Below are 24,469 nucleotides of genomic sequence, written 5' to 3'. Positions count from 1 at the left end.
GTCACTCTACAGGAGGGGGCACTCATCAGTTTTATTATTAGATGGATGCCCTCTGCTCTTTCTTCCTACATTGACAATTGTGGAGACTGTTACAAAGACAAATAGTTAGAGCAGAGTCTCAAAAACATCAAAAAGGACACCCACTCTCCTAAATACTGAAAAGGCCCTACTCATAGTTTCGGCGTTTTTCAAGATAGTTGTCGCGTAAACCTGTTTTAAGCCGCCTGTTTTTGCTCTGGTTCGGGCCGCTCCGGATTTAGCATCACCGCACCGATAGGCGCCCAGTTTCTCGTTGTTCGGCTCCACCTGGTTGGATGTCGCGCTCGGGCCGCCTGATACACCGCATCCCGTTTTGCCAGCAGCGCTTTATCTTCACCCCGATGCCGCTCGCTTGGTGTGACAAAGCGGATACGGCTATGCCGGTGCTCTTCGTTATACCAAGTCATAAAGTCGCGCACCCACTCCCTGGCCGCTTCCAGACTGGCAAAGCCGTCTGATGGCCACTGCGGACAGTACTTCAGCGTCCGGAACAATGACTCCGAGTACGGATTATCGTTGCTGACCCGAGGCCGTCCCCGCGAGGGCGTGACACCCAGGTCATACATCTTGGTCAACAGCGTGACCGACTTCATTGGCGCGCCGTTGTCCGAGTGCAAGACCAGCGGCTGCTTCCAGCACTGCTCGCGGATGACGCTCCGTTGCAGCAACGCCGCCGCGTGTTCACCGCACTCTTGCTCATGCACTTCCCAGCCCACCCCTTTGCGGCTGTAGATGTCCTCTATCAGATAGAGGTAGTAATACTGGCCGCGGACGAGTGACGGCAAGTAGGTGATATCCCAAGACCACACTTGATTGGGTCCGGTCGCGGTATGGCTGGTTGGTACCGGCACATGACGCGGTGGCTGGCTCCGGCCACGCCTGTGCTGCTGGTCAGCCGCCCGCAAGATGCGATAGAAGCTCGACTCACTGGCCAAGTAACGCCCCTGATCGGCCAGCCGTGGCACGATTTGACTCGGTGGCAACGAGGCGAACTCCTGGCCATTGCAGACGTCCAGCACGGCCTGCCGCTCCTCTGGACTCAAGGCATGGGCTGGCGTAGGGCGAACCGCATCCGGTCGCCCATCGGCACTCAGCTCAGGCTCGGCCAACCAGCGCTGGAGCGTGCGAAGACTCAGCCCCAACACCTCGGCCGCTGGATGCTTGCGGGCGCCAGCTTCAAGCGCTTCGCGCCACCATGCAACGTATTGCTGCCGCTCTGGCAACGAGGTCAATCGGCCTCGTCGACGCTGCTCCAGTAGGCATCGAGCTTTTTTTGCAATATCAGCAGAGCTGCCGCCTCGGCCAGGGCTTTGTCTTTGCGCCGCAGCTCCTGCTCCAATTGCCGGATACGCTTCTTGTCGGCTTTGGCTTGCACTTTATCCGCCTGTTGTTGGGCGCGAGCGGACTGCTGGCCTTGGACACACGCCTCTCGCCACGCCTGTATCTGCTCTGGGTAAAGGCCTTTTCGGCGACAATACTCGCTGAGTTCAATCTCCGAAAGGGCAGCCGTTTCCAGCACGGTTGCGAACTTGGCCTCGGCAGGCCATTCATCGGTCAGTTTGTTGTCCCCTGGCACAGGAGCTCCTCCGGCTTTGGCTTGTTTGCGCCAATTATACAGAGTGACTTCGCTGATGTTTTCCTGACGAGCCAACTCGGCCACAGACAGATTGATGGGAGGCAACAGCTTCTTGAGTAAAGCAGCCTTACGTTCATTTGAATAACGAGCCATTCGACACTCTTTATCCGCCCCGGTCTTCACTTTTAAATGGTTCAGGTCAGGCGACAACTATTCTGACACCGGGGGGTTTCACCAAGCCGACAGTACAGGGCCTAAAGGGACACCCACTCTGAGGTACTGCTGAGGTACTGAGGTACTGCTGAGGTACTGAGGTACTGAGGTACTGCTGAGGTACTGAGGTACTGAGGTAAAGGGACACCCACTCTCACCAAATGCTAAAAAGGCCCTACTCGCAGTTTCACCAAGCCTACAGCAAAAGAAATAGGTTTATTTGTACCTGATATTGTTTTTTGGGGTGAACAAAACGGCGGGGTTATGTCGGCGTGGGTGCATACGCATAGTAAGAAGGTATACGCCCATGACCCAATGAGCTCTGGTTAATATCAGCAGGTGAGTAGACTGCTGTCAGCTCGGTCTTAGCAAACTGCCTCTGACACTCTGCCGGCTCGTGAGTCTGGCAAAAGCGCTGGCGCCAGTGACCAGCCCGATAACTGTGCCGCGTGAGAGCTGCTTTAGTGCCAAGTTCGACAGGAAACTGCGCCGCTCAATCCCCAGACGGGACAAGATTGGCGGCTCATCAGCGGCAATCGCGCCGCGCTTATCATAACGCCGTACTCTGCCTGTCCAGTCGAGTAACAACAGGTAATCCTGGAGGGTATAGGGCAGACAATCGGGCTCTGGATGAGCGCTTCTGGCAAATGGCAATAACCAGGGATGATCCGCTTCCGGCTGTGGTGCGCTGGACTCCACCAACCGTTGATGGATGGAAACATCCGCCGATTCTTCCGGTGTGGCAACCAGGCTGGCGCGTAGCGGATTAAGGTCCACATAGATCATACAAGCCAGGAGCCCCTCCTTATCCAGTATGGCTTGGGATTTAAAACGCCCTTCCCAGAAGCGGCCCTTGCAGCCGTCTTCAATATTGGCTTGGCGTGCAATATGTTCGTTCAGGCAACGCATATACCAGGAGACATCGCAAAGTCGCTGGCGCCACAGGGCAAGCAGTTTCTCTACCTGCTCGTTTTGAGGTGCTACCGTTTGGCTGTTTTGCCAGCATTTGACCATGTCAGGCACACGAAACAGTCGGCCCCAGCGGGAGATAACCTCGTCATGGCTCAGAGATAACGCCTTGTCGTGATTGATATGCAGCACCAGATGGTAATGGTTGGACATCACCGCATAGGCGCACAGCTCTATGGTGAACACCTCTGCCAGCAGAGCTAGCCGAGCCAGCACCCAGCCTTTGCGATGACTGTAATCCTTGCCGGTCAAGGCATCCTCCCCACACAGGAAGGCGCGGCGCACACAACGGCCAATGCAGTGATAGTTAGGCGTGGAGGATGGGCAAATCAGCTGGCTGCGAGGTAGGGTCATCATCTACTCCTACAGAACTATCCTATGCAAAGTGTAGGCACTGTTTTTATATACAGCAAGCTGAGGTGGGTGTCCCGTTCTTACTCCTCTCCCGTTCTTACTCCTCCCGTTCTTACTCCAGAGCCCAAGGGCCAAACCTCACCCCGGCCCTCCCTTGAAAACAGGGGAGGGAGCAAAGCAACAGCATAGCGAGCTTCGCTTGCTCCCATCTTGGCTTTAAATGGCACTGCTTGCGGCGGCCCGAACGCCGGGGCCAAGGCTCGTTCGTCGGGCCGATTGGTACGGCGGTAAATTAGCGGCCTATGTAATGACCTAGCCCTTTCGCGGTGAGCGTAAGTCGGGCAGGAATACGGTGATCAGTCCCATTAGCGGCAGCCAGGCGCAGATCTCGTAGACGGTGCGGATGCCGTAGTGGTCAGCCAGGTTGCCCAGTATGGCGGCGCCCACCCCGGCTATGCCGAAGGCAAAGCCGAAGAAGAGACCGGAGACGGCGCCGACCTTGCCGGGCAGCAGTTCCTGGGCGTAGACCACTATGGCCGAGAAGGCCGAGGCCAGGATGAAGCCGATGATGAAGGAGAGCACTGTCGTCCAGAATAGATCGGCGTGAGGCAGCAGCAGGGTGAAGGGGGTGACGCCCAGGATGGAGAACCAGATCACCTGCTTGCGGCCGATGCGATCGCCTATGGGGCCGCCCAGCACGGTACCGGCGGCCACGCCGAACAGAAAGACGAAGAGGTGCAGTTGGGCCGAGCGGGCGCTGACGCCGAACTGTTCCATCAGGTAGAAGGTGTAGTAGCTGGTGAGGCTGGCCAGGTAGAAGTATTTGGAGGTGATGAGCAGCAGCAGTACCCCTATGGTCATGGCGATGCGGCCTCTGGGCAGCGGGTTGGCCGGGCGCAGCCCCCCCTTGGGCTTGTTGCGCTGCTGGTGGCTGTACCATTGCCCCACTTTATAGAGCACGCCCATGGCCACCAGGGCCAGCACCGAGAACCAGGCCAGGCTGCCTTGGCCCAGCGGTAGCACTATTAGCGCTGCCAGCAGGGGGCCCATGGCGGTGCCGCCATTGCCGCCTACCTGGAAGATGGATTGGGCCAGACCATGACGGCCCCCTGAGGCCATCCGCGCCACCCGGGAGGATTCGGGGTGGAAGATGGAGGAGCCTATCCCCACCACGGCGGCACCCAGCAACAGCAGGGGGAAGGTGGGCGCGCAGGAGAGCAGGATCAGCCCCACCAGAGTAAATCCCATGCCCACCACCAGCGAGTAGGGTTGCGGGTGTTTGTCGGTATAGAGACCCACCAAGGGCTGCAGCAGCGAGGCGGTACTCTGGTAGGTGAGGGTCAGCAGGCCTATCTGGGTGAAGTTGAGATCGTAGTTGCCCTTGAGCAGGGGGTAGATGGCGATGATCAACGACTGCAGCAAATCGTTGAGGAAGTGCGACAGGCTGATGGCGCCGAGGACCTTGTAGCGGGTCTCCCCGATCGTTTGAGCGGGAGCGGCAAGCGTGGATGACATGGTGAACCTCTGACTGGTGTGATCTTGAGCATAGTATCAGGTTCAGATTTGCCCCTCGTGCTACTATGCGGCAATTATCATCGCAAAAAGGGCAGAGTGATGCTGGTATCCGGAATTGCGCATCGGCAGGACGCTGGCCTGGCACCCGTGGTGGCTCGGGCTTTCGATCGCGGGCCGGGTGTCGAAGCACCGCGTCACCGCCATCCGACCGCCCAGCTGCTCTATGCGGTGAAGGGGGTCATGCTGGTGGAGACTGACGAGGGGCAGTGGATAGTGCCGCCGACGCGCGCCATCTGGGTGCCCATTGGCGTCTGGCACCGCACCCTCATGCTCGGCGAGGTGCTGATGCGCACCGTCTATATCCGGCAGGAGAAGCTGGCGGGTCTGCCCACCGAGTGCTGTGTGGTCGGCGTCTCGCCCCTACTACGCGAACTGATCCTCGCCGCCATTTCGTTGCCGCTCGACTATGATGAAACGGGGCGTGATGGTCACCTGGTGCAGCTCCTGCTGGACGAGATCCAGCGTATGCCGAGTCTGGCGCTCTCCGTGCCCGAGCCCACCTCGCCCAACTTGCAGCGTCTGTGTCGGGCGCTGCGTGAGCAGCCCGATGAGGGGCGACCGCTGGTGGAGTGGGCGGCCGAGCTGGCGATGGATGTGCGCACCCTGCAACGCCGCTTCATGCGCGAGACCGGGCTGACGGTGGGACAGTGGCGGCGCCAGTGCCGCCTTTTGCTGGCCTGCGAACGGCTGGCGCGGGGCGAGTCTGTGCTGGAGGTGGCGCTGGCGTTGGGTTATGCCAGCCCCAGCGCCTTTAGCGCCATGTTCAAGCGCGAGCTGGGTGTCCCTCCCAGCCTGTTTTATCGTTAACGGGAGTCGGATCTCTTTTGGTTAGTTGAGTCGAGGTGCTATGCAGATCACGAGATCACTGCCTTTACTGGATGAAATATTGGTGCCCTGGCAAGAGTGCTTGGGCGCGGACTATGTCGGCTACCGCAATCACCTCTATCGCATGTTGCACTACTGCTTCTATCTGGGGATGCCGACAGGGGAGGATAGGCAGAAGCTGATCATAGCCGCGGCGTTTCATGACTTGGGGATCTGGAGTGCCCATACGCTTGATTATTTACCCCCCTCCATCGAGCTGGCTCGTCGTTACCTGCGCGAACAGGGGTTGTGGCACTGGGGGGAAGAGATAGCCCTGATGATCGACATGCACCATAAGGTGACCCCCTATCGCGGTGTGCATGCCCCCTTGGTGGAGTTGTTCCGGCAGGGGGATCGGGTGGATTTTTCCTGGGGGCTGTGCCGTTGCGGCGTGTCGGCTGAGTATGTCGCCGCGGTGAAGGCGGCCTTCCCCAATGCCGGATTTCATAAGTGCCTGGCCAAGCTGGCCTGGCAGCAGTTGAAACGGGCGCCGTTTAATCCGGCACCCATGATGAAGTGGTGATCTCGGGCACCATAAGGGATTTAAAATCCCTTGTGGTGTTTACCACTTCACCATCACATGGCGGGCGCAGGTGTACTCCTCCAGGCCATACATGGACATATCCTTGCCGTAACCGGATTGCTTCATGCCGCCGTGGGGCATTTCTGTCGTCAGCATGAAGTGGGTGTTGATCCAGGTGCAGCCATACTGCAGGGCGGCTGCACCGGACATGGCGCGGCTGACATCCTGGGTCCAGATGGAGGAGGCGAGGCCATACTCGGAGTCATTGGCAAAGGCGATGGCCTGTTCGAAATCATCGACCGGGGTGATGGAGACCACGGGGCCGAACACCTCTTTTTGCACGATTTCATCCTCCTGGTGGGCGCCGGCGATCAGCGTCGGCTCGAAGAAGTAGCCTGGGCCTGCACCCGGCTTGCCGCCTGTGATGATTTCAATATGCGATTGGGCGCGAGCCCGCTCCACAAAGCCGGCGACTCTATCCCGGTGGGCGCCATAAATCAGCGGGCCCAGCTCTGTGGTCGGGTCATCTTGTAATCCCATCTTGATAGTGCTGACGGCACTGCCCAGGTCGGCGACCAGTTTGTCGTAGATCCCCTTCTGGGCGTAGATGCGGCAGGCGGCGGTGCAGTCTTGCCCCGCATTGTAGAAGCCGAAGGTGCGGATACCGGCTACCACCTCGTCGAGGTTGGCGTCATCGAGGACGATCACCGGCGCCTTGCCGCCCAACTCCATGTGGGTGCGTTTCATGGTCTGGGAGGCGATCTCCACCAGTTTGCGCCCTGTGGCGATGGAGCCGGTCAGGGAGACCATACGCACGCGTGGGTGGCTGACCAGCGGCATGCCCACCTCGCCACCTCGGCCATGCACTATATTCACCACGCCCGGCGGCAGCAGCTCGGCCAGCAGTTCGCCCAGCGCCAGTGTGGTCAGCGGTGTAACTTCCGAGGGTTTGAGCACCACGGTATTGCCTGCCGCCAGGGCGGGCCCCAGCTTCCAGGCTGCCATCATCAGCGGGTAGTTCCAGGGAGCGATAGAGGCCACGACGCCCAGCGGGTCGCGGCGGATCATGGAGGTGAAACCAGGCAGGTACTCTCCGGCCGCCGACCCGCCCAGGCAGCGACAGGCCCCGGCGAAGAAGCGGAAGGTGTCGGCTATGGCCGGGATCTCGTCATTTAACGCGGCGCTGTAGGGCTTGCCGCAGTTGAGGGATTCCAGACGGGCGAAGTGTTCTCCCTTGGCTTCGATGGCATCGGCTATGGCCAGCAGGCGGGCGGCGCGCTCCCGAGGCGGCGTGGCGGCCCAGCCCAGAAAGGCGGCATCGGCGGCCGCTACCGCCGCCATGACCTGCTCCGGGCTGGCTTCGGCTATGGCGATCAGCTCACTACCGGTGGCGGGGTTCATCACCGGGATCGCGGCACCTGTCCCCGGGGTTAGTTGACCGTTGATCAGAAGTTGGGTCTGCATCTTATTCGCTCCAGTATCCATATCCATGCCTCTAAATGGTGGGCGATGGCTCTGCGCTCCGATGTGGAGCAGTGGCATGAGATCGCCTCTTGATTATGGAAACTATCCAAGGGCTGTGCCAAGAGTCGGCTTTAGGGTCATAAGCGGGCGCCATACGCCATGGATGCTGGAACGTCGTGAGGCTGAAGAGGAGTGATGCTTCGTTACCACAAAGAGAGTGCTTGATGGTTAATAGATTGATTTATAGACTTAAATATCCTGTTTGATGCCAAGAGGCGGGATGAGCAAGGGCATCTCATCTGGCTACTCTGTGGTATGGTCAGATTGGGGTGAACGGCCTAGGGGCGGCGAGGGGTGCATCATTTCTGTGCATGCCGCTGGCGATGCACCGCTATGGTGCTGGTGGCTGACGATCGGGTCAGTATGATTATGAGGAGAGCAGAAATGAATCAGGGGCTGAAGGCCCCCGATCTCTGATATCACACGGCTTACAGCTGCCAGCGGCGGTGTTGAATGGCCCGCAAAGAGAGGTTGCAGTTCTCCATCTCCCGGCTCATGGTGGGAACATACTCCTGCAGCATATGGTCAACACCGAGCACCAACTTCTCTTTGACTGAGACAATGGGCTCTTTCCAGGCATGTTTGCAGGCGTGCTCAGGGATCAGTAATAACCGATACTCTTGCAGCAGCGCATCCGGCCAACGTTCCAGTACCAGAGCGTGACAGTCGAGATAGGCGTCCAGCGGCCCACGGACAAACAGGAACTTCACCTCTGCCAGATCCCGCTGACTCAGCGCCTGATCGTGAATTTGGCAGGTCTGCTGACGTCCATTCCGGATGTTTTGGAACAGACCCCGTTGCCGACACTCGACAATCCGGTACCAAGGTAGTGGGTCAGCTTCGGCATACCCATCCAACTCCCGTTGCAACCACTGCTTCAGGCTGAGTTCGAGGGTGGTTTGGTGCAGCCATTTCAGGCGTTCTACCAGTTCACCGCATTGGATGGTTGATACAGTACCCATAAGATCATCCTCCTCTCCTTTAACAAGTATGGTTGCAGCCGAGACAATGGTCGTTGTGACTCATTGACGGTGGTCAAAGTTTAGTCGAAAAACAGGCTTCTTGCTGTCTCTCGCGGGGGTGGTATCCCGTTGTTTGACCCGTTGGTCCCACCTGGTTCCCCTCTCGCCTCTGTGTCTGTGGTGAATTCGCCTCCTCATATGCCGTTGGTGTTCGTGGTCGCATCGCTCTACAATAGCCGCCCTATGATCCCCGCCTTCGACGAGTTGCCTACGGGCACATATCTGCCTTCGTCACCCACACCTTTGCAGGTGTTACGGGAGGTGTTTGGTTATCAGGAGTTTCGCCCAGGACAAGATAGGGTTGTGGAGCACCTGATAGCAGGCCGGGACGGCTTAGTGATCATGCCGACAGGGGGCGGTAAGTCACTCTGCTATCAGATCCCCGCATTAGTTAGACCGGGTTTAGCGGTAATAGTTTCACCACTCATTGCTTTAATGAAAGATCAGGTGGATGCCCTGCGTGCTAACGGGGTGGCGGCCGCCTGTATCAACTCCTCCTTGCCGCGCGAAGAGCTCTACACCATCTACAACCAGTTGCGACAGGGTGAACTCAAGCTGCTCTATGTGGCGCCTGAGCGTCTGCTGCTGCCGGATTTTCTGCAGCGGCTGGCCGAGCTGCGGCTCTCGCTGTTTGCCATTGATGAGGCCCACTGCATCTCTCAGTGGGGCCATGATTTCCGCCCTGAATATGCGCAACTGGGCTGCCTGAAACAGCGCTTCCCGCAAGTGCCGCTGATTGCCCTCACCGCTACCGCCGATGATGCCACCCGGCAGGATATTCTGGCGCGGCTGGGGCAACAGGATCCGCTCATCCATTTGGCTAGTTTTGATCGCCCCAATATTCGCTACAGCCTGCTGGATAAGTACCGGCCCAACGAACAACTGGCGGCCTACGTCGACAAGCAGCAGGGGCAGTGTGGCATCGTCTACTGCACCAGCCGCAATCGCACCGACGAGGTGGCGCGCTTTCTGCGAACGCGGGGAGTGCGTGCCGCCTGTTACCACGCCGGGTTGCCAACGGCGGAGCGCGGGAGCGTGCAAGAGGCTTTCCTGCGCGACGATCTGGAGGTGGTGGTGGCCACTGTGGCTTTTGGCATGGGCATAGATAAGCCCAATGTGCGTTTCGTGGTGCATTACGACATGCCGAAGAATATTGAGGCCTACTATCAGGAGACAGGCCGTGCCGGTCGTGATGGGCTGCCAGCCGAGGCGCTACTGCTCTATGATCCGGCCGATACAGAGCGGTTGCGTCGTATGCTGGCGGGTGCTGAACCCGGGAATAATTCCGAGCAGCAGAAGGTAGAGCAGTACAAGCTCAACCTGATGGCGGCCTTCGCCGAGGCGCAGACCTGCCGTCGCCAGGTGTTGCTCAACTATTTTGGCGAGTACCAGAGTGAGCCCTGCGGCAACTGCGATGTCTGCCTGGATCCACCCCGTACCTACGATGGCAGCGAGGATGCGCGCAAGGCGCTCTCCTGTGTTTACCGTATGGGGCAACGCTTTGGCATAGGTTATGTCATTGATGTGTTGCGTGGTGCCCAGAGCCAGCGCATCCGCGAACAGGGTCACGACAAGCTCTCTACCTATGGTATCGGCAAGGAGCAGAGCCATGAGCACTGGCTCTCGGTGTTTCGCCAGCTGATCCATAAGGGGTTGCTCAGCCAGAACATCACCCGACATCTGACGCTGCAGCTCACCGAGGCGGCCAGGCCCATCCTCAGAGGTGAGCAGGCGCTCCAGCTGGCGGTGCCGCGTTTGCAGATGGTCTCCCAGAAAAAAGGGCGAACCCGACGCAGGGAGGAGAGTGGGGGCGATTACGATGCCGAGTTGTTGCGGGAACTGAAAAAGCTGCGCAAGCAGATCGCCGAAGAGGAGCAGATCCCCCCTTATATCGTCTTCAACGATGCCACCCTGATCGAGATGGCCCAGCTTCTCCCGCGTGATGCCAGCGCATTGCTGGGGATCAACGGGGTGGGGCAGCGCAAGCTGGAGCGGTTTGGCGAACTGTTCCTAGAGTGCATCGCCAGCTATCGCTGCTTCAACCACCAGTAAGCCTGCTGTGGCTGGGTGCTTGCCACTGCCGAGACAGTGGCCGTCTGGTGGGTCATTTGCCGCAGCCAGGCCATGGCCTCACTCCCCGATTTGATACGGCTTTCCTGTCGGCATAGCGCCCAATCCACTCGGGCTTGGGGCCCTTTGCGCCATTGGGGACGTTGGCTTATTTTTCGGCAGTAGAGCCGCATTTTGCCTAATGGTTTCTTCTGATATTGAGTATTTTACCTATTCCTTTACCCGCCTATTTGATGCTGCGCACGAAATAGCGCTGGCTTTCATGATGCAGTGGGCGCGCTTTCGCACGCGCCATATAGGCTTGTTCTCAATTGAACACATGTAACCTACTGATAATTTAATAAAAATAATAAATGGCTTTCTGTTACAAGTTTCCGGTACGACGCCTGAAGGTAGGCGCTCAGATCGCGCTTCGCTGATGAGGTCGGCCTCCAGTGGCCCGGTATGACGGTCACAGGGCGGAATAATACTTTAGTGTTGAACGGGATATGATTTTTCAAATGGAGTTCATGATGAAATTCAAGCCAATAGCTCTCCCTGCCGTCATGGTTACCGCCTTGCTGACTACAGCTTGCGGTGGTGGGAGTTCATCATCGACCTCAATTAAAACCACAGAGGCCAGCAGTAGTCGGCTTAGTGGCATGGTGGCCAAGGGCATGGTGCAGCATGGTCTGGTGGTGGTGTCAGAATGGGTGAATGGCAAGTGGATCACCCGGGCCGAAACCGAAACCGATGATGCGGGAGCTTACGCGGTTGCGCTGACTAACTACCAGCAAGGGCCACTGAAGTTGGCCGCCTTTGCTCGTAGCACCAGCAGAATGAAGTGTGATGCCGAGTGGTGCGGTTCGGTGCCATTTGGCGAGCCTGTTGCGCTTTACTCCTCGGGGAGTACCACCTTTGAGATGGATACCATCATTCCTGGTCCGGTATCGACGCCCATCCCTGTGACGCCCTATACCCATATGGTGGCCGCTTATCTGGAGCAGTTGGCCGCAGACAAGCCTGCGGCGCTGACTAGCCAGGCGATTGCGGCGGTGGGGGATGGTCTATCGCAATTTACCGGCTTTCCCGTCTTGACCACGCCGGTTATCGATATTACCAACCCGGAGACATTTGCGGCGGCAGCGCGCAACCAGCAGTTGGCCGGACTCTTGGGGGCTGCTGTCATCAAGATAGCCAACCGCCAGGCGACATCCCCGGCCGATGTACTGCAACAGTTGGCGCAGAGCTACCAGAATGGGCAGTTTGACGCCGATGATGCCGTACCTATCAATAGCCTGCTGGAGGCTTGGCGAGAGGTTGCCTCCGATCCTCAGTTACTGAAGGTGGTCGCCGCGGGCAAACAGGATGTGATTGGGCTGCTGAAGAGCCAGATCATGGATGTAGCCGGGCAGTGCCAGGTGACCAACAGTTGTGCTCCGCTGGTGGTGGATAACAGCAGCAAGAGTGATCTGCAGAAGGCCAAGGAGCTGGTGGGCAACAGCCGCAGCTTCATCTACAACCTGATTGAGGCGAATTCGGATAAGGCGCTGAAGAATTTGGGTGGTGAGCTCAATAATTCGTTCTTCGAGCGCAACTCGGCAGCCATGGTCCAGTTGATGGGGACAGTGGTGGGCAAGGTGGTCACTACCCTGAGCAGCGATAGTGCGCTGCAAGATGAGATAGTCGAGATGCGCAAGGGCCATCGCGACAGCGTGGTGCGCACCATAGAGATCAAAGCTGCAGATGCGGTGCTGGGAGCGTTAACCTTGACTGCAACTCAGGACACCCACTTCAAGGTGGCGGTGACGGGGTCATTGCAGGGGGATAAGACCGCCGGTCGTGAGGTGGCCATCAATCTAGCCGTGACCACGGATTTTGACTTGCTCTCCTTGATGTTGACTACCGCAGCCGATGAGACCTTCAAGTTAGGATTAAGCGGTTCGCTTAGCGATTCTACCTCCTCGCTTACGATCAATGGCGGGGATGTGCTGGCAAGGATTAATGGACCGGTCAGCAGCAACAGTGATAGCTCCTTGCTCAACTCCTTGCAGCTACAGGATCTGGCGCTGACCCTGCGCAGCGCGACCGGGGTCTTGAGCGGTAAGGCCGATGTGGATCTGGTGGCAGTAGATAAGAGTCTGCTCTCCAGTTATTTCTATGATGGCTTGCCCCCCCTGTCTTTGGCGCGCCTGGCGGTAGATGGCGATTTGAGTACGACCGCCGGCACCAAGGTCAAAGCCAATTTTGAGCTCACCCTGGATGAGGCCGACAAGTTGGACATGTTGGCCTATCTCAATGGCGAAGAGGTGGTGGAGTACAAGCGCAGTAATGTCTTGAGTCAAGCCGAGATCCGCGCTCTTCGCAACAAGAGCCTGGCACTGAATGTGCCCGGTAATTGGGCCATCAACTACGGCGAGAGCAACGTAAAGGAGGGCTCAGGGGCGATAGTCCATCAGGAGTATGCCGAGTCTCTTGATGTGGCACAGGAGTTGAGCATGCTCGAAGAGTATGGTGCCTTTAGCTCGGTGTTTGATCTCACCACTCAGTTGAGGAGTGAGTTTGTATCCGTTCCGGATCTGCGGATCCAGAAGGTTCGCATGCATGTGACCGGTAAGGGCAATACAGCAACTGGGAGCACCCTCTCTGGCCGGATCAATTTGGGCGCCTATGAAAACGACAAGCGCTTTCTGAAGGCGGAGTTGACCAGTAGTCTGGATCTTGCCGGTATTGATGAGTTGCCGACGGCCAAGCTGAGCGCCTGGGTTAAACGCGATAAGCTAAAGGGCGGCAGTCTCAATCTCTTGGCCCGTTGGGAGGGTAAGACCTACAACTTCTATCTGCAGGACCTGGACTTACGGAATAATAAGTGTGCGCTGACGGTTAGTGATCCCTATGGCAGCGAATTGGTGCTCGACAGCATAGACTTCGATAGCGGTAAGGGGAGTGGTGCCATTTATGTCTCCGGTAAGAAAATGGCGGATGTAGAAACCATCAGGCGTGTCTTGAAGATCAGTTATATCGACGGCTACTTTGAAACCTTGCAATAAGTGGTGACTCTTTTGAACTCTGTATTTCCTTTTCGTGCTTATGTTAGTGGGCGCGTATTTATCGCCCTGGCCTTGGGAGTGTATGGCGCGGCGGCACAGGCCGAGTGGCGCCCCTATTTTCTCAGCGAAGCCTTTGCCCGTAGTGAACCGATCTCGGTGATGGATGCTGTCGACAACTGGAAAGGGGATTATGAGGGGGGGGAGCGGCAATATCTGTGGAGCCGTTTCGAAGCCGGGGTGAAAAGCGACCATTGGGGCATGGGGTTACAGTACCGCCGCGATTATGGCTTGAAGTTCACCTCAGATACGGCCGAGCTGTATGGTGCCGTGCGCAATGATGACAATCTTGAAGCTGGCCGGGTCTACGATGTCGATCTGGATGCCAATATCATAGAGACCACAGGCTTGCGCTTTAGCTGGCATGATTTGATGTTGCCTACTCTTAAGACCGAGTTCGGCCTCACCCTGCTGCGCAGCCATTACATGATGGATGGTACGCTAACCGGGCAAGCAACGGCGACCAGCGACAAGTCATACACCTACTCAGCTTGGGCCGATTACGCCTATACCGAGGATGTGCTGTTTGGTCGTGAAGTCGGCCCGCAGACAGGGTATGGTTTTTCGCTGGATGCCCATGTGGATTGGCAGTTCCAGCCTCAGTGGCGTATGGATCTGCAATTGCGCGATTTGCCGGGCTGGGTATGGTGGGATGATCTGCCCTACACCCAGGCCACAGCGCAGAGTAAGCGTACTCACACCGATAGCAATGGCTTCACCCATTGGGATCCTCTGGTTTCCGGCTATGAGAAAAATTACGGCACCTACCGCCAGACTCTGCCACTGAAGGCCATGGGCGATCTCTACTATTCCGGTTGGCCTCTGACCGTGGCGGCCGGGACCAGTTATCAGTTCGAGGATCTGGTGCCTCGTCTGGGGGCGGGCAAAGAGCAGGGGGATTGGAGTCTGTTCTGTTGGTATTGGCCCAAGGATCAGGCTCTGGGAGTGGATCTGGGTTGGCATGATTGGAAGGTGGGTCTCTCAATGGACGACTTCCGCTGGGATGATGCCCACTTCATCAATGTGACGCTGGCTTATAACTATTAAAGACATGAAGTGGGGGCTCATGTATAGCCCCGGCAAACCCCACTCTGGCCCTGGGGGAATTTACCTTCTGACCTCTTAGTCCTTGTGTAGCAGAACGTGGATGTTAGGCTCAGCCTCGATTCAGGGCTGAGCCTTTTGTATTTTTGTGGCAGAGTCATGATGTTTTTTTATTCCTTGCCATGGAATGTGAAGCGGATCGCTAGATAGCGAGCAGTCATGTCATGCCTAAGTCTGATTTTTAATTTCATAGTGCCTTTGTCAGGTGAAAGTGAAAGTGCGTTCGATGCTATTCAATGGTTGGAAAATAGAGCCGTCTCGCACTTTAGATCTAATTATTTCGCCTGATTCCTCTAACTATGGCCAGGGTTATTCCTCCTGTTTTTACATGCATGACTCATGCATAGACATGGTTGTCTATCTCATAAACCCCGTCATCATCACCTGCTTGTTCAGTAAAAAAACAATAATTATCAATGCGATACTGATTTATTTTGCCAGGGATTGATTTTGATGTCATCAGCGTAATGCAGCGCGTTCTGATGATTAGCCAGAGTGTTATGCCGTATCTTCACAATAAATTTTTGATAAAATATTAGGCGGGTTCAGCATGACATATGGGATGTTTAATATCTGAGCATGGCTTTTCTGTTAAGCGAAAAGCATGGGTTTTATGTACGAAATTAGCAGGGGGTGAATATATCCATCACTGCAGCTTGATTGTTTATTATGCGGCCGATTGTTTATCATGTTGCCTAATAACGCTTAATGCGTCATGCCGAGTAAATCTATTTAACGGAGTTAAAACATGGAATTCAGGAAGATTGCCTTACCGGCCGCCATTGCGGCTGCTCTGCTGACCTCAGCTTGTGGTGGCGGTGGCTCTTCAACCGCCCCCCATATAGATCCAGTAACCCCCAATACCAAGACCCTCTCCGGTATGGTAGCCAAGGGGATGGTCCGTAATGGTGCGGTGAGTGTGCTTGAGCTGGTGGGCGGTTCCTGGACTGAACGTGGCACGGGTCGTACCGATGCATCCGGTCAGTACAATATTCCGTTATCTAATTACCAAGGCGGCGCCCTGAAGGTGTTGGCCAAGGCGGATGATGCAACCCGCATGAAGTGCGATGCCGAGAAGTGCGGCGATACGGCGTTTGGTAAGGAAATAGCGCTGAGCAACAGCTTTGTCATGGAAACCATAATTCCGGCTTTTGTGGCGACGCCGGTTCCGGTTTCGCCCTATACCAATGTGCTGGCGGCGCGTCTGGAAGCCCTGAATGCTAGCAGCAAGGGAGGCGTAACCAAGGCACAGATCGAATCTGCTGCTGCCACCTTCAGCCAGTTTACCGGTTTCCCTGTGCTGACAACTCCGGTCGTGGATTTGACCGATAGCAAGCTGTTTGCTGCCGCAGAGGATAAGCAGAAGCTGGCGGCCCTGCTGGGTGCGGCCATCATCAAGATGGCGGCCACCAATAAGCAAGATCTGGCCACCGCCCTGAGCAACCTGGCCAAGGCCTATGAGGATGGTTCCTTTGATGGCGATGGGGCAACCATCAAGAGCCTGCTGGATGCCTGGGGCACGCTCTCCAGCGATGCCGAGCTGAATAAATTGCTGACGGCCAACAGCGCCGCTCTGGGGCTGCTGAAGACACAAGTTCAGGCCATTACCGAGCTCTGTACCAAGAACAAGTGCACCCTGGATCCTCAGCAACAAGACAAGGCTGACCTGGAGAAGGCCAAGTCACTGGCGCGTAACTCCTACAGCTTTATCGATAAGCTGATCAACACCAATTTTGAAGATCCGCTGAACAAGCTGGGTAAGAATCTGAGCGATGCCTTCTTCGATCGTAATGCGACTGGTATCACCCAGGTCATGGGCGCCTCGCTGGAAGGCGTGGTCACGGCCATGGTGGATGACAAGGAGTTCAAAGATGAGCTGTTTGCTATGCGTGATGCCATCAATACGGATAAGAATAGTACCCAATCGGTAACTCGTAACATTGAAATCAAAGATGATGGTGAGTTGCTGGGGACGCTGACTGTGGTGGCTGACTACAGCAAGGCAACCAGCACCAGCTCTGCCCGCTATTTTCAGATGGGCGTTAAGGGTGCACTGAGCGGTACCAATACCGATGGCCGTACTGTGAATGTGGATCTGGCACTCAAGGGTGACTTCGATCTGCTGGCTCTTATTGGAACAGATATCAGTGATAGAACGCTGAAGATGGCCGTGACCGGCTCCGTCAAGGATGCCATCACTGCCCTGAATATCATGGGTGGCAGCTTCCAGGCACGGGTCAATGGCCCTGTGGACGCGAATAGTAGTGCTTCTGTTTTGTCTAGCCTGAGTCTGAACGATTTGACCATGACCCTGAAGGGGCCCAAGGGTGACTTCAGTGGCCAAGGTGGCTTCAAGCTGGTCAGCAATGCCGATGCCCTGCTCTCCAGCTACCTCTATGAGGGCAAGCCCAAGCTGAGCCTGGCCCAAATCACTCTGAATGGTGGCTTGACCACGACAGATGGTAAGAGCATCAAGGCCAAGAGCACACTGGATGTGAGCAATGCCGATAAGCTGGATCTGCTGGCCTTCCTCAACAGTGAAGAGGTCATCGACTTCAGCCAGTCCTCTGCACTTACCGATGCCCAGGCTCTGGCCGTGCGCAAGGTGAGCTCGGTAGCCCAGGCGACGGGGACCTGGTCTCTGGGTTATGCCATCGATACCGCTGGTGTTATGACTACCAGCTTCAAGGATGGCGCTAACGACACCCAGAAGGATCTGGATGCGTACTCGGTACTGGCCGCTCAGTTCGAGCCTGTGGCTCAAATCAAGGCCCAACTGCAGAGTTTCCCCAATGCCGATGTGAAAGATGCTCGCGTCTTCATCAAGGGTAAGGGCGACACCATCACCAGCAGCACCCTCAAGGGTAAGGTTGATCTGGGCAGTTACGAAACCGATAGCAACTTCCTGCAGGCGGAGTTGACCGCTTCCTTCGACTTTACTGGCGTGGAAGGTTTACCGAGCCAGATGAATGCCTGGATCAAGCGTGACAAGTTGAATGGCGGCAGCGCTAACATCCAGGCCACCTGGAACGGCGAGTGGTACAACTACGCTCTGCAAGATGCCGATGTGAAGAAGAACCTGGGTAGCCTGACGGTGACCGATGTGTATGGCACCAAGTTGCTGCTGGACAAGATCAGCTATGATGATCGCATCAGCAGTGGCGTCATCTATGTGGGTACCAAGAAGATGGCCGAGGTGACCACCAATAAGGGTGTGGTGGATGTGACCTACAGCGATGGCTCATCCGAGCGCCTGCAGTAATCTTCCTCTGTAGTAACTGATACTATCTGGTGCCCACTTCGGTGGGCACCTTGTTATCTGGGATTAGCCGAAGTGTGTTGCGGTAATTGCAACATGCTGTTTCGAATATATCATTTCAGGCAACGCTGGCCATTAGGCTATAGTAGCCTGGTCGCGGCCCATAGTGGGCGCCAGGAATCACCGCTTTTTTACGGAGCTAACATGTCTAACTACTTCAACACCCTGAATCTGCGTCAGCAGCTGGCCCAACTGGGCAAATGCCGTTTCATGAACCGTGATGAATTCGCCACCGGTTGCGATTTCCTCAAGGGCAAGAAAGTCGTCATCGTTGGTTGTGGCGCCCAGGGGTTGAACCAGGGTCTGAACATGCGTGACTCCGGCCTGGATGTCTCCTATGCCCTGCGCGCTGAAGCCATTGCCGAGCGTCGCAAGTCCTGGCAACAGGCGACTGCCAATGGTTTCACCGTCGATACCTACGAAAATCTGGTTCCAACCGCTGACCTGGTGGTGAACCTGACTCCGGATAAACAGCACACCAGCGTGGTCAAGGCGGTTATGCCGTTGATGAAGGAAGGCGCTGCGCTGGGTTACTCCCACGGCTTCAACATCGTTGAGGAAGGTACCCAAGTCCGTAAGGATCTGACCGTGGTCATGGTCGCTCCCAAGTGTCCGGGTACCGAAGTGCGTGAAGAGTACAAGCGTGGTTTCGGTGTGCCGACCCTGATCGCCGTGCACCCGGAAAACGATCCGCGTGGCGAAGGCATGGCCATCGCCAAGGCGTGGGCTGCCGCTACCGGTGGTCACCGTGCCGGTGTGCTGGAATCTTCCTTCGTTGCCGAAGTGAAGTCTGACCTGATGGGCGAGCAAACCATTCTGTGTGGCATGCTGCAAGCAGGCTCCATCCTCTGCTACGACAAGATGGTAGCCGGTGGTATCGATGCCGGTTACGCCAGCAAGCTGATCCAGTTCGGTTGGGAAACCATCACCGAAGCGCTGAAGCAGGGTGGTATCACCACCATGATGGATCGCCTGACCAACCCGGCCAAGCTGAAGGCCTTCGAACTGGCTGAAGAGATGAAGGATCTGTTGCGTCCGCTGTTCCAGAAGCACATGGATGACATCATAGGTGGCGCCTTCTCCTCCGGCATGATGGCCGACTGGGCCAACGACGATGCCAAGCTGCTGGGCTGGCGCGAAGAGACCGGCAAGAGTGCTTTTGAGAACTCTCCGACCTTCGCTGGCAACATCAGCGAACAAGAGTACTTCGACCACGGCATTCTGATGGTTGCCATGGTCAAGGCCGGTGTTGAACTGGCGTTCGAGACCATGGTCTCTTCCGGCATCATCGAAGAGTCTGCCTACTACGAATCACTGCACGAACTGCCGTTGATCGCCAACACCATTGCTCGTAAGCGTCTGTACGAGATGAACGTGGTGATCTCCGACACCGCTGAATACGGTAACTACCTGTTCGCCAACGCCGCTGTGCCTTTGCTGCGTGACCATATCATGCCTAAGGTGAGCCTGGATGTGATCGGTAAGGGTCTGGGTGTTCAGTCCAACGGTGTGGACAACGTGGTACTGGTGCAAGTCAACGACAGCATCCGCAACCACCCCATCGAAGCGATCGGCAAGGTGCTGCGTGGCTACATGAAAGACATGAAGCGCATCGCCGTCGGCGGTTAACGTTTCTTCTTACCCTGTTTATTCCCTGTGGCGGGTTGTCGTTGAGCTGACCCGTCACATACCCCAAAAGGGTTTCTTGACCGCCTAATCCAGGCGGTTTTCTTTTTTCTTATCATCCGGCTACAGCCTACGCCCTTGGCCTCAACCCCCAGACTCCATCCCCCCTGTCGGTTGCATTCGCTCCTGGCTTGGCGTCTAATCCGCATGCAAGCTCTTCTCATCTTCACTCTGCATTCAGGTATCACATGGCTGAGACTCATACCCAGCCCAGGTCACTATTCAAGCTGACCTGGCCGCTATTTATCGATCTGGCATTTCACTTCCTGACCGGGGCGCTCAACACCTTCATGGTGGGCAAGGTCTCCTACCAGTCGGTGGCCTCCCTGGCGGTGGGTAACCAGATCTTCGACCTCTGTATCACCCTCTTCAACTTTATCGGCATCGGTTCCAGCGTGGTGATAGCCCAGTATCTGGGGGCCGGGGATAGGAGTATGGCTCGCCGCGTCGTGCATACCGCCATCGGTTTCAACCTGCTGGTGGGGGCTATCACCACTGTGGTGGTGATAGTGGGGGCGGATAATCTGCTTCATCTGATGAATATGCCCGACGACCTGATGGCCGATGGCCACACCTACCTGACGGTAATTGGCCTCTGCCTCGTACCCGAGGCGGCGACCCTCTGTATGGCGGCGGCGCTGCGGGCTCACGGCCACACCCGGGAGGCCATGTATGTGACCATGGTGGCGAATATCATCACCTTCGCGGGTAATGCCTTGCTGCTGTTCGGCTGGTTCGGTCTGCCGAAGATGGGGGTGGCCGGGGTGGCCTGGAGTACGGTCGTTGGCCGTCTGGTGGCGCTGGGGCTGATCATCTATCTGATGCAAAAGCGCACCGGCATCCGGCTGCTGCTGCGCCAACTCTTTGTCTGGCCACGCGAGGTGCTGGGCAAGATCATGCATATCGGGCTGCCGGCCGCTGGGGAGAACCTCTCCTGGATGTTGCAGTTTATGGTGGTGACCTCCTTCGTCGCCCTGATGGGGGACAAAGCCCTGGCGACGCAATCCTTCTTCTTCCAGATCTGCCTGTTTATCCTGCTGTTTGGTCTCTCCATCGGTCTGGGGACCGAGATACTGGTGGGTCATCTGGTGGGGGCGGGCAAGTTCGAGCAGGCCTATCGCCAGTTGTTACGCAGCCTGAAGCTGGGGTTGCTGGTGACCGCCGTGGTGGTGGTACCGGCGGCACTGGGTGGAGGGCGCTACCTGATGAGCCTCTTTACTGATGACAGTGAGATAGTAGCCCTGGCCAGCCAGCTGTTTCTGGTCAGTTTGATCCTGGAGCCGGGACGCACCTTCAATATTGTGGTGATCAACTCACTGCGTGCCACAGGTGATGCCCGCTTCCCGCTCATGATGGGGCTCATCTCCATGTGGGGGCTGGCCATTCCGCTGGCCTGGTTCCTGGGGTTGCATCTGGGGTGGGGTCTGGTGGGGATCTGGCTGGCCTTCGCCGCCGATGAGTGGACCCGGGGCCTCGCCATGTACTGGCGCTGGAAGAGCCGGCGTTGGGAGAAGAAGGTGCTGGTGCAACTTAAGCCCGATGCCGTGCTGCAGGAGCAGGGTTGTCACGGCTAATCTGACTTGAGCCCGCAAACGACGCAAACGCCTCCAGATGGAGGCGTTTGTCATTCTGGGGGTCAGGCGGCCTGGTGGTGACTCCACTCCAGCAGCTTGCTCTGCTCCTCGCCCTCAGCGAGCGGGTGCAGCGCCTGTTCCGATCCCAGCTCCGCCAGATGCGGCGGGTGCAGTAACCGCTCACCATAGTAGCGATGGGCCAGGACCAGGGCACGGCTGGCGGGAGCCATATTCGGGGTCAGCACCAGAGGCAGCAGCTCGGCAAAGCTGGCATCCAGCTGCCAGCGCTTGAGCATGGCCAGCCCCAGGGGCTGGCGTAGCTCCTCACACCAGCGCAGCAGGGTGGCACTATCCGGTAGGGTCTGGTTGAGCATCACCTGCCGATCCAGTTCGGCCAGTAGGGGCAGGCAGCCAATGTCCAGCAGCACAGAGGCCAGCATGATGAAGTCGGCGGCCTGTTGGGCGTGGTTAGGGGAGATCTCATCACACAGCGTCAGGGCAAAGCGACTGATGTAGATAGCCTTATGCTGCAGTTGGCGGCAGAGCTGGCATACCTCTGGCGAGTAGAAGATGAAGAGTTGGTGCATGGCCAGCGCCAGGGCCACGTTCACCGTGCCCTGCAGCCCGATCCGGGTGACTGCTATGGGCAGGGTGGTCACCGGATTGGTCGGATGGCTGTAGCGCATGGTCTGGGCCAAGCGGATGATTTGGCTGGCCATGGCCGGGTCGGCGGCCAGGGCATCGGCTATCTGCCGCAGGCTGGAGCGGGGATCCGCCGCCAGGCTCTGCACCTGCAGGGCCACCTCCGGCAGGCTGGGCAGCACCAGTTGGTCCCGTTGCAGCTGCAGTAGCAGGCGCTCTTTAAGATCGGCAAATAATGAGCTTTCGGTCACGATGGCATCCTATGGCAGGCGAATGGTTCCATTAGGACCGATCCACCATGAAGTTGGCAAGTATGAGAGCTGCAAAGTGCTAAGCGGGCAACAGTCGCTCACCTCGCCATATGCATGGCTACTAGGTTAACTGACTCTTGCTCCAGGCCAGCAGTTGTTCCTTGTCCTTGCCGCTGGGCAGGGGGCTCATGGCCTGCTCCATAGTGACGGGGATCTGCAGCCGCGGGCTCGCTTGCTGCTGCTGTAGTTGATAGTAGCGGCGGGCCTGCTGCAGGGCGCGCTCCGCGGGGGAGGCACCCTCCCGTTCATCCAGCGGCAGTATGGTGGCGAAGATGGGGTTAAACTGCCATTTATGGACCATGGCCTGGCCCATGGGCACCCGAATGGTCTCGCACCACTCCCGCAGAGTCGAGGGAGCCGGCAGGGTCAGAGAGCTGGTGGTCAGGCGATCCAGCTCCGCCAGCAGAGGCAGGGAACCCACCTCCAACAGCACAGCCGCCAGCATGATGAAGTCGGCATCCTGAGCCGAACGGGCCTTCCATTCATCAAACAGTGTGAGGGCGAAGCGGCTGATATGGCCACTCTGGTGTTGCAGCTCACGGCAGAGTTGGCAGATCTGTGGTGACTGGAAGATGAAGAGCTGATTCACCGCCAGGGAGAGCATGACGTTCATGGTGCCGCGCAGGCCGACCCGCACTATGGCTTCGGGTAGGGTGGTGACCCGATTCTGGGGGTGGCTGTAGCGCAGGGTCTGGGCCAGACGCAGCATCTGACTGGCGATGGCCGGATCCAGCGTGATGGCATCCGAGATCTCTTTCATGCTGGAGTTGGGATCCGCCGCCAGTCTCTGCACTTTCAACGCCACTTCCGGCAGGCTGGGTAGCACCAGCTTATCCTGCGCCAACTGTTGCAGCAGACGCGCCTGCAGGGCGGCCAATAAGGGGTCTGGCGTCGGCATGAAAAAGCTCCTCTACAAATCCGGCCTCTATTAATGGGGTCTGTTGGGTCGCTTGGCAAGCGCCATCCACAGAAAGTGCCACCGCGGCAACAGGGGTTGGACTCAGACGTAGAAGTCGCGATACCAGCTGACAAATTGGGTCAGCCCCAGGCTAAGCTCAGTGCTGGGTTTGAAGCCAATGGCGGCTTCCAGGGCCGAGGTATCGGCACTGGTCTCCAGCACATCGCCTGGCTGCATGGGCAACAGGTTCATTTTGGCTTCCACTCCCAGGGCGCGCTCCAGCTCCTGGATAAAGGCAGTGAGCTGCACCGGCTGGCTGTTGCCTATGTTGTAGACCCGATAGGGGGCGCTGCTGGTGGCGGGAGAGCCCGCTTCCACGCTCCAGCTGGGATCCGCTTGCGGTATCACACTGATCAGACGCACCACGGCTTCCGCTATGTCATCGATATAGGTGAAGTCCCGGCGCATGTCGCCGTGGTTGTAGACATCTATGGCCTGGCCCTGGAGTATCGCCTTGGTGAACTTGAATAGGGCCATGTCCGGGCGCCCCCAGGGGCCGTAGACGGTGAAGAAACGCAGGCCCGTGGTCGGTAGCTGATAGAGATGGGAGTAGCTATGACTCATCAGCTCGTTGGCTTTCTTGGTGGCCGCATAGAGAGAAACCGGGTGATCCACGCTGTCATCGGTCGAGAAAGGGGTCTTGCGATTGAGGCCATACACAGAGCTGGAGGAGGCGTAGAGCAGGTGTTCTATGCCGTGATGGCGGCACCCTTCCAGCACGTTAAGATGGCCCACCAGGTTGGCATCGGCATAGGCGTGGGGGTTATCCAGGGAGTAGCGTACCCCGGCCTGAGCCGCCAGATGGATCACCCGCGCAAAACCGCCTTTGGCAAAAAGCTCGGCCATCCCCGCCCGGTCGGCGAGATCCAGCTTCTGAAAGTGGAAGTGGGGGTAGGGCTGCAGCCGGGCCAGACGCGCCTCTTTGAGCCGCACATCGTAGTAGTCGTTCAGATTATCTATGCCCACCACCTGATGGCCCTGGGCCAGCAGCCGTTCGCTCACATGGTAGCCGATAAAGCCGGCTGCACCGGTCACAAGGATCTTCATACTCGCCTCTTGC

General features: G+C 57.4%; 16 protein-coding genes. 8 read left to right on the top strand and 8 right to left on the bottom strand.

The window, feature by feature from the left end:
- Positions 1-215: 215 nt before the first annotated feature.
- The 3 genes from ACZYTD_RS07505 to ACZYTD_RS07495 all read right to left on the bottom strand — a co-directional run bounded on the left by ACZYTD_RS07505 (position 216) and on the right by ACZYTD_RS07495 (position 4,666).
- Positions 216-1,768 (bottom strand): IS3 family transposase gene (locus tag ACZYTD_RS07505; RefSeq protein WP_463890831.1). Its coding sequence is split into 2 segments (ribosomal slippage): positions 216-1,306 and positions 1,306-1,768, totalling 1,554 coding nucleotides; the frame shifts between segments, so codons are not numbered across the junction.
- A gap of 414 nt (positions 1,769-2,182) precedes the next feature.
- Positions 2,183-3,154, bottom strand: a complete 972-nt coding sequence (locus ACZYTD_RS07500; RefSeq protein WP_463890828.1) for a transposase — start codon at positions 3,152-3,154, stop codon at positions 2,183-2,185.
- Positions 3,155-3,463: 309 nt separating this feature from the next.
- A complete protein-coding gene (locus ACZYTD_RS07495) occupies positions 3,464-4,666 on the bottom strand; it encodes an MFS transporter (protein WP_463890826.1) in 1,203 nt (400 codons plus the stop codon).
- 99 nt (positions 4,667-4,765) lie between these two features.
- On the opposite strand from ACZYTD_RS07495, the gene ACZYTD_RS07490 reads away from it, so the two are divergent.
- Complete coding sequence (locus ACZYTD_RS07490; protein ID WP_463890825.1) at positions 4,766-5,533, top strand: AraC family transcriptional regulator; 768 nt, start codon at positions 4,766-4,768, stop codon at positions 5,531-5,533.
- A 40-nt stretch (positions 5,534-5,573) separates the two neighbouring features.
- Complete coding sequence (locus ACZYTD_RS07485) at positions 5,574-6,113, top strand: HD domain-containing protein (protein WP_463890823.1); 540 nt, start codon at positions 5,574-5,576, stop codon at positions 6,111-6,113.
- Between the two features lie 39 nt (positions 6,114-6,152).
- Here the strand turns inward: ACZYTD_RS07485 and ACZYTD_RS07480 are convergent, their stop codons facing one another.
- Positions 6,153-7,577: a gamma-aminobutyraldehyde dehydrogenase gene (locus tag ACZYTD_RS07480; protein ID WP_463890821.1), complete on the bottom strand. Its 1,425-nt coding sequence runs from the start codon at positions 7,575-7,577 to the stop codon at positions 6,153-6,155.
- A gap of 488 nt (positions 7,578-8,065) precedes the next feature.
- Positions 8,066-8,599 (bottom strand): AbiTii domain-containing protein, encoded by a 534-nt coding sequence (locus ACZYTD_RS07475; RefSeq protein WP_463890819.1) that lies wholly within the window; start codon positions 8,597-8,599, stop codon positions 8,066-8,068.
- A 243-nt stretch (positions 8,600-8,842) separates the two neighbouring features.
- On the opposite strand from ACZYTD_RS07475, the gene recQ reads away from it, so the two are divergent.
- From recQ to ACZYTD_RS07445, 6 genes are all read left to right on the top strand, one after another.
- Positions 8,843-10,711 (top strand): DNA helicase RecQ, encoded by a 1,869-nt coding sequence (gene recQ, locus ACZYTD_RS07470; protein WP_463890915.1) that lies wholly within the window; start codon positions 8,843-8,845, stop codon positions 10,709-10,711.
- A gap of 527 nt (positions 10,712-11,238) precedes the next feature.
- Positions 11,239-13,758, top strand: a complete 2,520-nt coding sequence (locus ACZYTD_RS07465; protein ID WP_463890816.1) for a hypothetical protein — start codon at positions 11,239-11,241, stop codon at positions 13,756-13,758.
- Between the two features lie 12 nt (positions 13,759-13,770).
- Positions 13,771-14,862 (top strand): hypothetical protein, encoded by a 1,092-nt coding sequence (locus tag ACZYTD_RS07460; RefSeq protein WP_463890814.1) that lies wholly within the window; start codon positions 13,771-13,773, stop codon positions 14,860-14,862.
- Positions 14,863-15,667: 805 nt separating this feature from the next.
- A complete protein-coding gene (locus ACZYTD_RS07455) occupies positions 15,668-18,181 on the top strand; it encodes a hypothetical protein (protein WP_463890811.1) in 2,514 nt (837 codons plus the stop codon).
- A 201-nt stretch (positions 18,182-18,382) separates the two neighbouring features.
- Complete coding sequence (gene ilvC / locus ACZYTD_RS07450; protein ID WP_463890810.1) at positions 18,383-19,867, top strand: ketol-acid reductoisomerase; 1,485 nt, start codon at positions 18,383-18,385, stop codon at positions 19,865-19,867.
- A 245-nt stretch (positions 19,868-20,112) separates the two neighbouring features.
- The gene (locus tag ACZYTD_RS07445; RefSeq protein WP_463890806.1) at positions 20,113-21,498 is read left to right on the top strand and encodes an MATE family efflux transporter; all 1,386 of its coding nucleotides are present in this window, start codon (positions 20,113-20,115) and stop codon (positions 21,496-21,498) included.
- A gap of 62 nt (positions 21,499-21,560) precedes the next feature.
- On the opposite strand, the gene ACZYTD_RS07440 is transcribed toward ACZYTD_RS07445, so the two are convergent.
- From ACZYTD_RS07440 to ACZYTD_RS07430, 3 genes are all read right to left on the bottom strand, one after another.
- Positions 21,561-22,391 (bottom strand): HDOD domain-containing protein, encoded by an 831-nt coding sequence (locus ACZYTD_RS07440; protein ID WP_463890803.1) that lies wholly within the window; start codon positions 22,389-22,391, stop codon positions 21,561-21,563.
- A gap of 121 nt (positions 22,392-22,512) precedes the next feature.
- Positions 22,513-23,349 (bottom strand): HDOD domain-containing protein, encoded by an 837-nt coding sequence (locus ACZYTD_RS07435; RefSeq protein WP_463890802.1) that lies wholly within the window; start codon positions 23,347-23,349, stop codon positions 22,513-22,515.
- 102 nt (positions 23,350-23,451) lie between these two features.
- Entirely contained in the window at positions 23,452-24,456 is a 1,005-nt protein-coding gene (locus ACZYTD_RS07430) for an NAD-dependent epimerase (protein WP_463890800.1), read from the bottom strand.
- Between the last annotated feature and the right edge of the window lie 13 nt (positions 24,457-24,469).

The sequence above is a fragment of the Pseudaeromonas sp. HNCC25DJ180 genome, assembly GCF_055413345.1.
The sequence above is the reverse complement of the archived record's forward strand: the minus strand, read 5'-3'. Positions and strand labels throughout refer to the sequence as shown.